This window comes from Mesorhizobium sp. M1295, from assembly GCF_040318135.1.
Classification (GTDB): domain Bacteria; phylum Pseudomonadota; class Alphaproteobacteria; order Rhizobiales; family Rhizobiaceae; genus Mesorhizobium.
Window position 1 is genome coordinate 41,466 of sequence record NZ_JAMYLU010000002.1, and the last position, 12,881, is coordinate 54,346.

At 64.4% G+C, this 12,881-nt stretch carries 16 protein-coding genes; 7 read left to right on the forward strand and 9 right to left on the reverse strand.

Going from position 1 to position 12,881, the window contains the following annotated elements:
* Positions 1-2 precede the first annotated feature (2 nt).
* The 3 genes from NKH29_RS03235 (at position 3) to NKH29_RS03245 (ending at position 3,015) form a co-directional block, all read left to right on the forward strand.
* The gene (locus tag NKH29_RS03235; RefSeq protein ID WP_502896313.1) at positions 3-980 is read left to right on the forward strand and encodes an ABC transporter permease subunit; all 978 of its coding nucleotides are present in this window, start codon (positions 3-5) and stop codon (positions 978-980) included.
* Between the two features lie 85 nt (positions 981-1,065).
* Positions 1,066-2,004 carry an ABC transporter substrate-binding protein gene (locus NKH29_RS03240; protein ID WP_023721388.1) on the forward strand — a complete coding sequence of 313 codons (939 nt, stop codon included), beginning with the start codon at positions 1,066-1,068 and terminating at the stop codon, positions 2,002-2,004.
* A 117-nt stretch (positions 2,005-2,121) separates the two neighbouring features.
* On the forward strand, positions 2,122-3,015 hold the full coding sequence (locus NKH29_RS03245; RefSeq protein ID WP_352494078.1) for a sugar phosphate isomerase/epimerase family protein: 894 nt from the start codon (positions 2,122-2,124) through the stop codon (positions 3,013-3,015).
* A 43-nt stretch (positions 3,016-3,058) separates the two neighbouring features.
* Here the strand turns inward: NKH29_RS03245 and NKH29_RS03250 are convergent, their stop codons facing one another.
* The gene (locus NKH29_RS03250; RefSeq protein ID WP_023680480.1) at positions 3,059-3,514 is read right to left on the reverse strand and encodes a Crp/Fnr family transcriptional regulator; all 456 of its coding nucleotides are present in this window, start codon (positions 3,512-3,514) and stop codon (positions 3,059-3,061) included.
* Positions 3,515-3,709: 195 nt separating this feature from the next.
* Complete coding sequence (locus NKH29_RS03255; protein WP_023721386.1) at positions 3,710-4,393, reverse strand: response regulator transcription factor; 684 nt, start codon at positions 4,391-4,393, stop codon at positions 3,710-3,712.
* A gap of 144 nt (positions 4,394-4,537) precedes the next feature.
* On the opposite strand from NKH29_RS03255, the gene NKH29_RS03260 reads away from it, so the two are divergent.
* Positions 4,538-5,074: a L,D-transpeptidase family protein gene (locus NKH29_RS03260; RefSeq protein ID WP_245278686.1), complete on the forward strand. Its 537-nt coding sequence runs from the start codon at positions 4,538-4,540 to the stop codon at positions 5,072-5,074.
* 84 nt (positions 5,075-5,158) lie between these two features.
* Here the strand turns inward: NKH29_RS03260 and NKH29_RS03265 are convergent, their stop codons facing one another.
* Complete coding sequence (locus tag NKH29_RS03265) at positions 5,159-5,404, reverse strand: hypothetical protein (protein ID WP_023721384.1); 246 nt, start codon at positions 5,402-5,404, stop codon at positions 5,159-5,161.
* A 162-nt stretch (positions 5,405-5,566) separates the two neighbouring features.
* Here NKH29_RS03265 and gcvA point away from each other — a divergent pair, with 162 nt between their 5' ends.
* The gene (gcvA, locus tag NKH29_RS03270; RefSeq protein ID WP_352999020.1) at positions 5,567-6,487 is read left to right on the forward strand and encodes a transcriptional regulator GcvA; all 921 of its coding nucleotides are present in this window, start codon (positions 5,567-5,569) and stop codon (positions 6,485-6,487) included.
* A 25-nt stretch (positions 6,488-6,512) separates the two neighbouring features.
* On the opposite strand, the gene NKH29_RS03275 is transcribed toward gcvA, so the two are convergent.
* The 6 genes from NKH29_RS03275 to tsaD form a co-directional block, all read right to left on the reverse strand.
* Positions 6,513-6,932, reverse strand: a complete 420-nt coding sequence (locus NKH29_RS03275; protein ID WP_023721382.1) for a DUF1761 domain-containing protein — start codon at positions 6,930-6,932, stop codon at positions 6,513-6,515.
* Between the two features lie 48 nt (positions 6,933-6,980).
* Complete coding sequence (locus NKH29_RS03280) at positions 6,981-7,637, reverse strand: class I SAM-dependent methyltransferase (protein WP_023721381.1); 657 nt, start codon at positions 7,635-7,637, stop codon at positions 6,981-6,983.
* A complete protein-coding gene (locus tag NKH29_RS03285; RefSeq protein WP_352494080.1) occupies positions 7,634-8,059 on the reverse strand; it encodes an EVE domain-containing protein in 426 nt (141 codons plus the stop codon). The genes NKH29_RS03280 and NKH29_RS03285 overlap by 4 nt, the downstream gene beginning before the upstream one ends.
* 135 nt (positions 8,060-8,194) lie before the next feature.
* Entirely contained in the window at positions 8,195-8,491 is a 297-nt protein-coding gene (locus tag NKH29_RS03290; RefSeq protein ID WP_023721379.1) for a YciI-like protein, read from the reverse strand.
* A gap of 26 nt (positions 8,492-8,517) precedes the next feature.
* Positions 8,518-9,519 (reverse strand): NAD(P)H-dependent glycerol-3-phosphate dehydrogenase, encoded by a 1,002-nt coding sequence (locus NKH29_RS03295; RefSeq protein WP_352643901.1) that lies wholly within the window; start codon positions 9,517-9,519, stop codon positions 8,518-8,520.
* A gap of 11 nt (positions 9,520-9,530) precedes the next feature.
* On the reverse strand, positions 9,531-10,616 hold the full coding sequence (gene tsaD, locus NKH29_RS03300) for a tRNA (adenosine(37)-N6)-threonylcarbamoyltransferase complex transferase subunit TsaD (protein ID WP_352861565.1): 1,086 nt from the start codon (positions 10,614-10,616) through the stop codon (positions 9,531-9,533).
* 106 nt (positions 10,617-10,722) lie between these two features.
* Here tsaD and hemC point away from each other — a divergent pair, with 106 nt between their 5' ends.
* The gene (gene hemC, locus NKH29_RS03305) at positions 10,723-11,649 is read left to right on the forward strand and encodes a hydroxymethylbilane synthase (protein WP_352999022.1); all 927 of its coding nucleotides are present in this window, start codon (positions 10,723-10,725) and stop codon (positions 11,647-11,649) included.
* Position 11,650: 1 nt separating this feature from the next.
* Positions 11,651-12,367, forward strand: coding sequence for a uroporphyrinogen-III synthase (locus NKH29_RS03310; RefSeq protein WP_352643902.1), 717 nt, complete (start codon positions 11,651-11,653; stop codon positions 12,365-12,367).
* Positions 12,368-12,881: the final 514 nt, after the last annotated feature.

Below are 12,881 nucleotides of genomic sequence, written 5' to 3' on the forward strand. Positions count from 1 at the left end.
CGATGAAAGCGGACGACCGGGCGGTGGGCAGGAGCACAAGGTGGCGCACCGCCATCGCTGCGCTCGGCATGCTGCCGATCCTGATTCTGCTGGCGGTCGGCTTCCAGTTCATCAACCCGCGCTTTTTCACCCAGACCAATCTGCTGATCGTCATGCAGCAATCGTCGATCAACATCGTGTTGGCGGCCGGCATGACCTTCGTCATCCTGACCGGCGGCATCGACCTGTCCGTCGGCTCGATCCTTGCCGCCTCGGCGATGGTGGCGGTGATGGTGTCGCTGGTGCCCGATTGGGGACTGCTGGGCGTGCCGGCGGCCATTCTCGTCGGGCTCGGCTTCGGCGTCATCAACGGCCTGCTGATCGCCTACATCAAGCTGCCGCCCTTCATCGTCACGCTGGGATCACTGACCGCCGTGCGCGGCGTCGCCCGGTTGCTTGGCCAGGACACGACGGTGTTCAACTCGGACCTGCCGTTCGACTTCATCGGCAACGGTTCGCTGTTCGGCGTTCCATGGCTGGTCATCATCGCGCTGGCGGTCGTGGTGCTGTCCTGGCTGGTGCTCAAGCGCACCGTGCTTGGCACCTGGATCTACGCCGTCGGCGGCAACGCCGAGGCCGCCAGACTGACCGGCATCAAGGTGCCGCTGGTGCTGCTCTTCGTCTACGGCGTTTCCGGCCTTCTGGCCGGCCTTGGCGGCGCCATGTCGGCGGCCCGGCTCTATGCCGCCAACGGGCTGCAGCTCGGCCAGTCCTACGAACTCGACGCCATTGCCGCGGTCATCCTCGGCGGCACCAGCTTCGTCGGCGGCGTCGGCTCGATCTGGGGCACGCTGATCGGCGGCCTGATCATCGCCGTGCTGTCAAATGGGCTCATCCTCGCCGGTGTTTCCGACATCTGGCAGTACATCATCAAGGGATTGGTCATCATCGTGGCGGTCGCCCTCGACCGTTACCGGCTCCAGGCAGGAGCAAGAACGTGATGGCCCTTAGTCGCCGGCGTCCATCGAGCCGGTTTCATGTGTAACGCACCGTGAGAGGCGCGGGCATCAGGAGGAAAATAAAACTATGAAGATCATCGCTAAACTGCTCTGCGGCGTCGCCCTTGCAGCCGCCGTCATCGCGCCGGCATCGGCCAAGGACCTGAACAAGGTCGGCATCTCGGTCGGCCTGCTCGGCAACCCGTTCTTCGTCGCCACCATCAAGGGCATCGAGGACGCGGCCAAGAAAATCAACCCGAATGTGCAGGTGACATCGGTATCGGCCGACTACGATCTCAACAAGCAGGTCTCGCAGGTCGATTCCTTCATCGCCGCCGGCGTCGACGTCATCATGCTCAATGCCGTCGATGCCAAGGCGATCGCACCGGCGGTGAAGAAGGCACAGGCGGCCGGCATCGTCGTTGCCGCTTTTGACGTTTCGGCGCCGGGCGCCGACGTCACCGTGATGACCAACAATGTCAAGGCCGGCGAAGAGGCGTGCCAGTATCTGGTCGACCATACCGGCGGCAAGGGCGACTACGTCATCCTCAACGGCCCGGCCTCGTCGTCGATCCTGGAGAGGGTCAAGGGCTGCAAGGACGTGCTGGCAAAACACCCCGACATCAAGGTCCTTTCAGACGACCAGAACGCCGAAGGCTCACGTGACGGCGGCTTGAAAGTGTTTCAGTCGCTGCTGACCCGTTTCGACAAGATCGACGCGGTGTTCGCCATCAACGATCCGACGGCGATCGGCGCCCAGCTTGCGGCCAAGCAGCTCAACCGCTCGGAGTTCATCTTCACGGCGGTCGACGGCGCGCCCGATATCGAGAAGGAACTCGCTTCCGGCACGTCGATGATCAAGGCCTCGGCCTCGCAGGATCCCTATGTGATGGCCGGCCAGTCGCTGACGATGGCGGCTGACCTGCTTGCCGGCAAGAAGCCGGCCGAGCCGACGGTGCTGCTCGACCCGAAGCTGATCACGGCCGACAATTTGAAGGATTACAAGGGCTGGACCGCAGCTCGCTAAACCTCCCAAGCCTGGTGCGGCCGGGATGACCGGCCGCACCTTTTTTGTCTGAGCAACGGATTGCCAAACACCGATTTGGACTTGGGTCCGCTACTGCTGGAATAACCGGAGACAATCATGTCGCGCATCGGAATCCACTCATTCGTCTGGTCGGCGAGCTCGACGCAGAGCGATCTCGAGCGGACGCTGGCCAACACCAGCGAAGCCGGCTTCGACCTGATCGAATTCTCCTATCTCGACCCCGCCAATGTCGACATTGACGGCTTGGCCAAGCGGATAGCCGATCTCGGCCTCGGCGTCGCGATCAGCATCGGACTGCCGGCCGACGGCGATATTTCGAGCGCCGACAAAACGATTGCGGCGCACGGCGTCGAAATCCTGAAACGTACGATCGCGCTGACTCGCGATCTCGGCGGCCAGAAGGTTGCCGGCATCCTCAGCACCAGCCACGGCTTGCAGAGCGAGGCGCCGACGCGCGACCAGTGGAACCGCAGCGCCGGCACGCTTGCCGAGGTGGCGGAGACGGCAAAGTCAGCCGGCGTCACCCTCAACCTCGAGATCGTCAACCGCTTCGAAAGCAACCTGCTCAACACCGCCGCGCAAGGCATGGCCTTTATCGAGGACAGCGGCTCCGACAACATCTTCCTGCATCTCGACACGTTCCACATGAACATCGAGGAGGCCGATGTCGGATTGGCCATCCGCAACGCCGCAAAGAAAATCGGCTATGTCCATATCGGCGAGAGCCATCGCGGCTTCCTCGGCACCGGCAATATCGATTTCGCCGGGATATTCGATGCGCTGACCGCTATCGGCTACAGCGACGACCTCAGCTTCGAATCCTTCTCGTCGGAAATCGTCGACGAGAACCTGTCGCGGAAAACCGCGATCTGGCGCAATCTGTGGACCGACAATATGGAGCTGGCCAAACATGCGCGCCGCTTCATTGCGCTCGGACTGGAGACGGCGCGGCGCAAGGCCGAGCTTGTTTCCGCAACGCACCGGCCTTGAGAACTCGCAAATTCCGAAATCTGGTTAAACCAGAGGCGCTACATTAGCCGGCAAAACGCGGCCCAAGTTCCTCGATCCGGCGGATCATCGCCTGGAAATCCTCCAATATGCGCTGGTGCAAGTGAACCGCCAGCTCCGGGTATTCCTCGAGGATGCGGCGGAACATCTTGCGGCTGAGCCGCAGCACTTCCGAATCGATTTCGGCGGAGGCGCTGGTCAGCCGGTTGGTGTCGGCGATCAGCGCCAGTTCGCTGAGTATGGTGCCGGGACCGGCGGTGCCGATCGGGATGCGCTCCCCGTCGTGCTCGCGATAGAGCACGATGCGGCCGCTGACCACGATGTAGGCCGAATCAGCTTCGTCGTCCTCGCGATAAAGCTTGTGGTCGGCTTTCAGCATGGTGGTTTCGGCGCCGAAGGCGAGCAGACGCAGCTGTTCCTGCGTAAAGCCCTCGAAGAGCCTCACGGTGGACAGGATGCGGATGTCGTCATCCAGCGCCATCTAGCTATGTCCCCGAACCGTCAGTCCCACTCCTCCCTAGAGCGCCGCGCGTCCCCCGGACGCGCAAGGCGTTTCAAAAATCGGTTCCGCTCCTTGGACCCGATGCCTCCGCGAGTTCGATCCAGACCCACCTCCAGCTCAGGACCGTACCCGAAAAGCGCCCCGCCCGGATCGCTTATTTGAATAATGAAATGTTTAAGGAACCAGCTTGTAGCCGCCGCTTTCTGTCACGAGAATTTCCGCGTTGGAAGGATCGCGCTCGATCTTCTGGCGCAGCCGGTAGACGTGGGTTTCGAGCGTATGCGTGGTGACGCCGGAATTGTAGCCCCAGACTTCCTCCAGCAGCACGTCGCGGGTCACCACCTTCTGGTCGGCGCGGTAGAGATATTTGATGATCGAGGCTTCCTTTTCGGTCAGCCGCACCTTGGCGCCGCGCGGGTCGATCAGAAGCTTCTGGCTGGGCTTGAACGTGTAGGGGCCGACCGAGAAAGTGGCGTCCTCGCTCTGCTCGTGCTGGCGCAGCTGGGCGCGAATGCGGGCCAGCAGCACGGCAAAGCGGAACGGCTTGGTCACATAGTCGTTGGCGCCGGCCTCGAGACCAAGGATCGTGTCGGAATCGGTGTCGTGGCCGGTCAGCATGATGATCGGCGCCTTGTAGCCGCCCTTGCGCAATATCTTCACCGCCTCGCGGCCATCCATGTCGGGCAGGCCGACATCCATGATGAGCAGGTCGATAAGCCCGCCGCGCGCCGCGGCGACGCCTTTGGCGGCGGTCGCTTCCTGCAGGACATCGAATTCCTCATAAAGCGACAATTGCTCGACAAGGGTGCCGCGCAGGTCGTCATCGTCGTCGACGATCAGAATGGTGCGTGAAGTCATGGATCAATCCGTTGTTTTGAAAAGAGATTTCAGTTGACCGCTGCCTGTTTATGCGGAAGCTGACCGGCACAACAGCCGTTCACAGTGATTTGTTCCGTGGCACGATCATACAAGAAAAAACACGATCGCAATGCAGTCGGCGCAATTTTGCCGAAAGGGCTTACCGTGCTCACCGTGCGCGCGCGGCCCGGCCATGCCAGCCAGGGCTTTCTACAGGCCGGCAAACTCGTGTTTCCATGTGCGCTGGGGCATGGCGGCATCTCGGCCGGCAAGCGCGAGGGCGATGGCGCCACGCCGCTCGCCTCGATGCGGATATTGTCGGGATATTTTCGCGGCGACCGTTTTTCCAGCGGCCGCCGGACGCGGCTGGCGATGACGCCGATCGGCCGCGACCTCGGCTGGTGCGAAGTGCCTGGGGACCGCAACTACAACCGCCCGGTCAAAATCCCCTATGGCGCCAGCCATGAGCGGATGCAGCGGGCCGACGATCTCTACGATGCCTGCCTGGTGCTGGACTGGAACATTGTGCCGCGCCGGCGCGGGCGCGGCAGCGCCATCTTCTTCCACCTGGCGCGCCCCGGCTTCACGCCGACGCAAGGCTGCGTCGCGGTAACAGCCCGCACCATGGCACGGCTGCTGCCGCTGCTGTCGGAGCGGACGGTGGTGAGGGTGGTAAGGTAAGGGAATAGGGGAATAAGGGAGTAGGGGAATAGGGCAGTAAAAGTAGAGACAGGGGCGGGCGCGCCGCTTAGCTCCCCTACTCCCCTACTCCCCTACTCCCCTACTCCTTTGCCACCCTATGTCGAGAAGGCCGAGCCGGCCGAGTTCGCGGTCCATGGCGCGTGCGATGTCCTTGCGTTCGCTACCGATGTCGCGCAGCTGGCGATCGGAGAGATCCTCGACATTCTCGTAGGGAAGATTGGCCGCGATTCTCGCGTGCCGAAGCCAGTCGAGCACGGCGCGCAGCCAGGCCGGGCGGAGGGTTACAGAGCGCAGGGCGATGTCAGACATGGTGCAATCCGCTTCTCCGGACATCAAATCCGGTTTGATGTTTCTTCGATGCTCAGATCATGGCGGATTGAAATTCAAACGGGAAACGAGTAGTTTTTTCTGCATCTTCAAGTTTTGTTTGAGGATTGGAATGCTCGACCGAACCCTCCTCGTCTGGCCCTGATGGCGCGCCTGCTGCCTGGAACCCGTGCGCTGCGGACGCTGGAGGCGGCGGCCCGGCACCTCAATTTCACCCGCGCCGCCGACGAGCTCGGCCTGACGCCGGCAGCGGTCAGCCACCAGATCAAGGAAATCGAGGATCAGCTCGGCATCATGCTGTTCACACGCACCAGCCGCACAATCCGGCTCACCGAGGCGGGTGCGGTGCTGTTCGAGGCCTCGACCGACGCGCTCGACCTGCTTGGCCGCGCGGTCTCACGGGCGCAGAAGACGGCGCGCGGATCGGCGCTGCTGAAGGTCACCCTCGATGCGCAATTCGCGACGAAGTGGCTGATGCGGCGCGTCGACGATTTTCGCAAACAGCATCCGGCAATCGAGCTGCGCTTCGATATCAGCTATGAGGTGCGCGATTTCGACCGCGACGATGTCGATGTCGGCATCCGTTTCGGCGCCGGCAAATATCCGGGGCTTCGCTCGCACCGGCTGTTCGAAAACGTCATCATTCCCGTCTGCAGTCCGGCCTTGCTGCGGTCAGGGCCGCCGCTCAAGGAGCCACGCGACCTGTTCCATCATACGCTGGCGCATATCGAGTGGTCGCGCCAGGGCGTCACCTGGCCGAACTGGAGCATGTGGATGGCGGCGGCGGGCGTCGACGATTTCGACGACAGCCGGACCATCGTGTTCGGCAATTCGACGGATGCCGTGCAGGCCGCGCTCGACGGCAACGCGGTTGCGCTCGCCGATTTCGCCATGGTGGCAAACGACCTTTCGGAAGGCCGGCTGATCCGGCCGTTCGAACTCGGCATCAAGGTCGCGCCCGAGTTCGCCTATTTCCTGGTCTATCCCGAAAATGCGGCGAACGATCCGCGCATCGTCGCCTTTCGCGATTGGCTTCTCGAGGAAGTCGGCAAGACCCCAACCTAAAGGTCAGCCTGTCGCCGCCTAAAGGTCAGCCTGTCGCCGCCGCGCCGAACCAGCCGATCACCGCGCCGATGAGAAGCATCACGCCGAGCCAATGGCCGACATCGATGAGCGTCAGATCCCAGCCGAAACCTTCGTAGCGATGGTTGACCGAAAGCGTCGTGGCGACGAACCCCAGCCAGAGAACGAAGCCGAAGATCACCCCGGCAAGCAGGCTCGGTTCGCCGCCGGTCACTGCGCCGATGATCAGCGACATGACCAGCGCCATGACAAGCTCCGCGACGAAGGAGACGACGAAGGGCAGCATCGACTTGCTCATCGTCGCCGGATCAAGCTTGGCGGCCTTCAGCCACGGCTTGCTCAGGCCCATATACCAGGCCGCGCCGAACAGCCACGCCACCACGGCGGCGACGATTACCGCCAGCCAATTGATTGCTGAAAAATCCATGATTCCCTCCGGTCGATTGCGCGATGGAACGCCTGTTCGGCGATGCCGTCAAGCAAGGCACCAGACGGTGGTGCGCTTGACCTCGGCGTCCTCCAGCGCGCGGGTCACCGCCACTTCGTAGACGGCAAGCGGTTCCAGCCCGGTCTTCGGCAAATAGGAGCGGCCGGGATCGCCGACGAGGATGTCGGCGCCGCGCGCCTTCAACGCTGCGAACCACGGCATCAGCCTGTCGGCGAAAGCTTTGTCGTAGAAGACGTCGCCGGCCAGCACCAGATCCCAGCCCGCATCGGTGCCGATGCAGTCGCCGGCGAGGAATTCTATCTCGACGCCATTGGCCTCGGCATTGAGGCGGACCGCGGTCGCGCAGAACGGGTCGATGTCGGCGGCGATCACCTCGGCAGATCCGGCCTTCACTGCTGCAATGGCGACGAGGCCGGAGCCGGAGGCGAAGTCGAGCACGCGCCTGCCGCGCACCGCCGCCGGATTGTCGAGGATGTAGCGGGCAAGGCCTTGGCCGCCGGCCCAGGCGAAGGCCCAGAAGGGCGGCGGCAGGCCGATTTCGGTCAGCTCATCCTCGGTCCGCTGCCACAATTCATGCGCCTCGTCGGCCAGCTGCAGGCGTATCTCCGGCACATGCGGCGGCGCCATCAGCGCCGTGTTGTCGAGGATGAATTTCTTGGCACTGTCCGGCGTCAGCGCCGTCATGGCGCCGGCGTCAGTCCGCTCATGCGGCAGACCTCCTGCCATTCGGCAGGCGTCACCGGCTGCACGGACAGCCGCCCGAGCCGCACCAGCGCCATGTCGGCCAGCTTTGGATTGGCCTTGGCCTGTTCCAGCGTCACCGGCTTCGGCATGTCCTTGAAGGCGCGGATATCGACGCACTCCCAGCGGGGATCGTCGGTCGTGCTGTCCTGATGGGCCAGAGCGCAGATTTCGGCGATGCCGACTATGTCGAGCCCATCATTGGAATGGTAGAAAAAGCCGAGATCGCCGATCTGCATCGCCTTCATGTTGTTGCGCGCCGCATAATTGCGCACGCCGTCCCATTGCGTGCCGGCCTTGCCCTTGGCCTTGAGGTCCTCGAAGGAGAAGACCGAGGGTTCGGATTTGAACAGCCAGTAGTTCATTGTCTTGCTCCTCCTCAGGTGCCGTCGCGACTAAAAGCGCGTCGCGTTCGACCGGCGTCATGCGACGCGCTTCAGGTTCTTGTTTTATGCATGTCGTTATCACAAAACCGCTGCACACTTTTGCGCGACATGCATTTAGATACCCGCCGGTTTGTTGAAGCTCCAGTTCCACTGCCGGATTTCGACGCTTTCGAACAGCCCTGCCTTGGTATAGGGATCGGCCGCCGACAGGGCTTTTGCCGCAGCCAGATCGGGCGCCTCGACAACGGCGAGAGTGCCGTTCGGCTTGCCGTCTGCGTCGAGGAACGGGCCGGCGAAGGCCAATTTCTTGTCACCGTTCAGCCCTTCCAGGAAGGCAAGGTGCTTAGGCCGCGTATCGAGCCGCACCTGCAGGCTTCCTGGCTTGTCCTTGCAAATCAACGCAAACAGCATCTTTCCATCTCCGCAATCGTTCGGGATTACATGTCGGTTTCGGTTTTGAGCGGCCTGGTCATCAACGCCGACACAGCCTGGTCTATGGTGACGGTGCCGTCCAGTATGGCGGCGACGGCGGCGATGATCGGCGCGTCGATCCGGCGCTCGCCGGCGATGCGGGCGGCGATCGCCGCCGTCGGCACGCCTTCAGCCAGAGGCAGGCCGGCAAGCGGCTTGCCTTGCCCGAGCGCCAGCCCATAGGCGAAATTGCGCGACTGGGCGGACGAGCAGGTGAGCAGCAGGTCGCCGAGGCCGGAAAGCCCCATCAGCGTCTCCGGCTTTGCGCCGAAGGCGGCACCGATGCGGCGCAATTCGACGAAGCCGCGCGTCACCATTGCGGCCTGGGCGCTGGCGCCGAGCCCGGCGCCGGTAACGGCACCCGCGGCGATGGCAAAGACGTTCTTCAGCGCGCCGCCGATCTCGACGCCGATCAGGTCGTCGCTCGAATAACAACGCAGGTTTTCAGCCGAGAAACGGGCGGCAAGGTCGGTGGCCAGAGCCTCGTCGCGGGCGGCGACCACCACGGCCGTGGGCAGGCCCCTGGCGACGTCGGTGGCAAAGCTTGGGCCGGACAAAGCGGCGACCGGATTTGCCGGCAGGATTTCCTCGGCAATGGACGACAGCAGCGCGCCGGTGTCGCGCTCGATGCCCTTGGCGCAGAGCACCAGCGGGACGCCTTTCGGCACATGGCTGGACGCGGCCGTCAGCATGGCGCGCAACGATTGCGCCGGCGCCACCGCCAGCACGCAGTCGGCGTCGGCGAGAGCCAGTTTGATGTCACTTGTCGCCGCGATGCCGGGATCGAGCGCGATGCCGGGCAGATAGCGCGGATTTTCGCCACGGTCGATCGCCGCGACGGTCTCCGGGTCGCGCGCGAACAGCCGGACCGAATGGCCGGCGCGCAGCATGGCCAGCGCCAGCGCCGTGCCCCAGGCACCGCCGCCAAGCACGGCGACACGCCAGCCGGCGCTGGCTTTGCGCGTCATGGCTTTGCTCGTCACGCCTTGGCCCCGCGCCGGCCAGAGCCGACCATCGGGGCCGAGACGCTGTCCAGCGGCCAGCGCGAGCGCGGCACGAAATCGGCGGCGTTTTCGCCTGATATGCCGGCGCGCAGCCGCTCGATGCCGGCCCAGGCGATCATCGCCGCATTGTCGGTGCAGAGATTAAGCGGCGGGGCGACGAAGCTGAACCCGGCCTGTTCGCACAGCGCTTGCAATGTCGCCTTGATCGTCCGGTTGGCGGCGACGCCGCCGGCGACAACCAGCGCAGGCTCGGCCTTGTCCGGGAATTGCTGACGGAACCTGGTCAGCGCCCGCGAAACACGGTCGCCGAGCGCATCCGCCACCGCCGCCTGGAACGAGGCGCAGATATCGGCGACGTCCTGGTCGCTCAGCGGGGCGATCGCGGATGCCGCCTGGCGCACTGCGGTCTTGAGGCCGGAAAAGGAAAAATCGGGCTGCGCCGAGCCCTTCATCGGGCGCGGAAACGCAAAACGGGCCGCATCGCCATTTGCCGCCGCCTTCTCGACATTCGGTCCGCCCGGATAGGGCAGGCCGAGCATCTTGGCCGTCTTGTCGAAGGCTTCGCCAAGCGCGTCGTCGATGGTCGTCGCCCAGCGCTGGTAGTCGCCGACGCCGCGCACGGCGACGATCTGGGTATGGCCGCCGGAAACCAGCAGCAAGAGGTAGGGAAAGTCGAGCCCGTCGGTCAATCTGGCCGTCAGCGCGTGGCCTTCGAGATGGTTGACGGCGATCAGCGGTTTTTTAGCTGCCGCGGCGATTGCTTTTGCCGTCATCAGGCCGACGATCAGTCCGCCGACAAGACCGGGACCGGCGGTGGCAGCAATCGCATCGATGTCGGCGAGATCGACGCCGGAATCAGCAAGCGCTGCCTCGATGATGCCGTCCAGCGCCTCGACATGGGCACGCGCGGCGATCTCCGGCACGACGCCGCCGAAAGCGGCATGCTCCTCGATCTGGCTGAGCACGATGTTCGACAGGATTTGGGGCGCGCTGCGATCGTCCAGCGCCACCACGCTGGCGGCGGTCTCGTCGCAACTCGTCTCGATGCCCAGAACGCGGATCAATTCGTCGCTGTCTCCAAGGATTGTACGGCCTGCCTTTCCCCGATAGGAGAAAGCCGGGAAGACGGACCTCGATCCTGCCGGGGGTTATCACGGACGGCGCGCCATGCAAACAACCTTGAAAATCGGAACACGCGGCAGCCCGCTGGCACTGGCGCAGGCGCATGAAACGCAGGCGCGGCTGATGACGGCGCATGTCATGTCGGCCGAGGCGTTCGAGGTGGTCGTCATCTCGACCAGCGGCGACCGCATCCAGGACCGGCCGCTGTCCGAAGCCGGCGGCAAGGGCCTGTTCACCAAGGAGATCGAGGAGGCGCTGCTGGCGCGGCGCATCGACATCGCCGTGCATTCGTCGAAGGACATGCCGACGCTGTTGCCCGAGGGGCTGGAGCTGGCCGCCTTCCTGCCGCGCGAGGACGCGCGTGACGCCTTCATCGGCAAGGCGGCGCGAACGATTGCCGGCCTGCCGCAAGGCGCCAGGGTCGGTTCGTCGTCGCTCAGGCGCCAGGCGCTGATCCGGCGGATGCGGCCGGACATCGACGTGGTGATGTTTCGCGGCAATGTGCAGACGCGGCTGCGCAAGCTCGACGAAGGCATCGCCGACGGCACCATCCTCGCCTATGCCGGGCTGAAGCGGCTCGGGCTCGAAAATGTCGTCACCGACCTGATGCCGCTCGACGTCTTTCCGCCGGCGCCGGGGCAAGGCGCGATCTGTATCGAGAGCCGCATCGGCGACCGCGACGTGGAAGCGATGCTGACGGCAATCCACGACGTGCCGACCGGCCAGGCGCTGGCCTGCGAGCGCGCCTTCCTGGCGGCGCTCGACGGCTCCTGCCGCACCCCGATCGCCGGCCATGCGACGATATCCGGCGCAACGGTTTCCTTTGCCGGGCTGATCATCTCGCCCGATGGCACGCAGTCGCATGAAGTCAGGCTGGAAGGGCCAGCGCAGGAGGCGGCGCGCATTGGCGCGGAAGCCGCCGCGACCGTTCGGGCCAAAGCCGGCGAAACATTCTTCGACGGCTGGACCTGACATGCTCCGCGTCCTGGTGACGAGACCCGAACCGGGCGCCTTGCGCACGGCGCGCCGGCTTGCGGATGCCGGCTTTCAGCCGATCCTGCTGCCGCTGACCGAAACGGTGGCGCTGCCCGTCGACGTCGGCGCGGTCGCCGATGCGGCTGCGGCGGTCGCGGCCACCAGTGCCAACGGCGTTCGCCATGCGCCGAAAGAGGTCATCGCGGCGCTCGCCGGCTTGCCGTGCCACACCGTCGGCAGGAAGACGGCGGAAGCCGCCCGCGCGGCCGGGTTTCTGTCGGTCAGCGAAGGCCCAGGGAATGCCGAGGCGCTGGCCGATGCGCTTGCTGGTGGTTACGCGGGGCAGACCATCGTCTATCTCTGCGGGCGGGTGCGCTTTCCGGGCTTCGAGGAGCGGCTGCAGGCGGCGGGCGCTCAGGTCCGCGCCGTCGAGACCTACGACACCGTTGTGCTGGATTACTCCGACGAGGCCGTGCTTGCGCGCCTGTCCGCCCGGCCGGTCGAGGCGGTGCTGCTCTATTCGGCCAAGGCGGCCATGGCGATGCAGGCCCTGGCTAGCCGGCCGGCGGTGCGCGGTTTTTTTGAAGAGACGCGCTTTTTCGCATTGTCGGGACGTATTGCCGCGGCCTTGGATGATGCCGCTGGCGAAAGGATCCGGATTGCGCCCCAACCAAACGAGGACGCGCTGCTGGGACTTTTGCGGGCGCGGCGCTGACCGGCATCCGCCTGTTCCGGACGTTGGCATACCTCCTGCCGGCATCCTCAATTTATTCCGCAGCAGGCGCTGTCGGCGAAGCTGCCGATCTCCCCCCTTGCGGGGGAGATGCCCGGCAGGGCAGAGGGGGGTGCTGTCCCTCCGACCTGTCAGCCAATCGAGCCCTCCATTGCCGGTTGGGGGATGGGTTTAGGTAGACGTTGGTGCTCTGTCACACCCCCCTCTGGCCTGCCGGCCATCTCCCCCGCAAGGGGGGAGATCGGCAGCTTGGCGGGCAGCCACCAACCTGAGACAATTGCGCTCGGGCACATTTTGTTCTTGCTTTGTGCCGGCAGCTATGCTAATAATTTCAGCATGGTGCTGATTCGCCCCAACGACCCGCCGCCGAGGCGGGTTTTTCATTTCTGGTTCCGCATGCCGTGTCCCAAAACCGCTGCGGCGTTTTGCCAAAACTGAACTCCAAGCCGTGGCGTCATCACGCCGCCCCTTTTCACCGCTTGGTGATGTGCTAGAC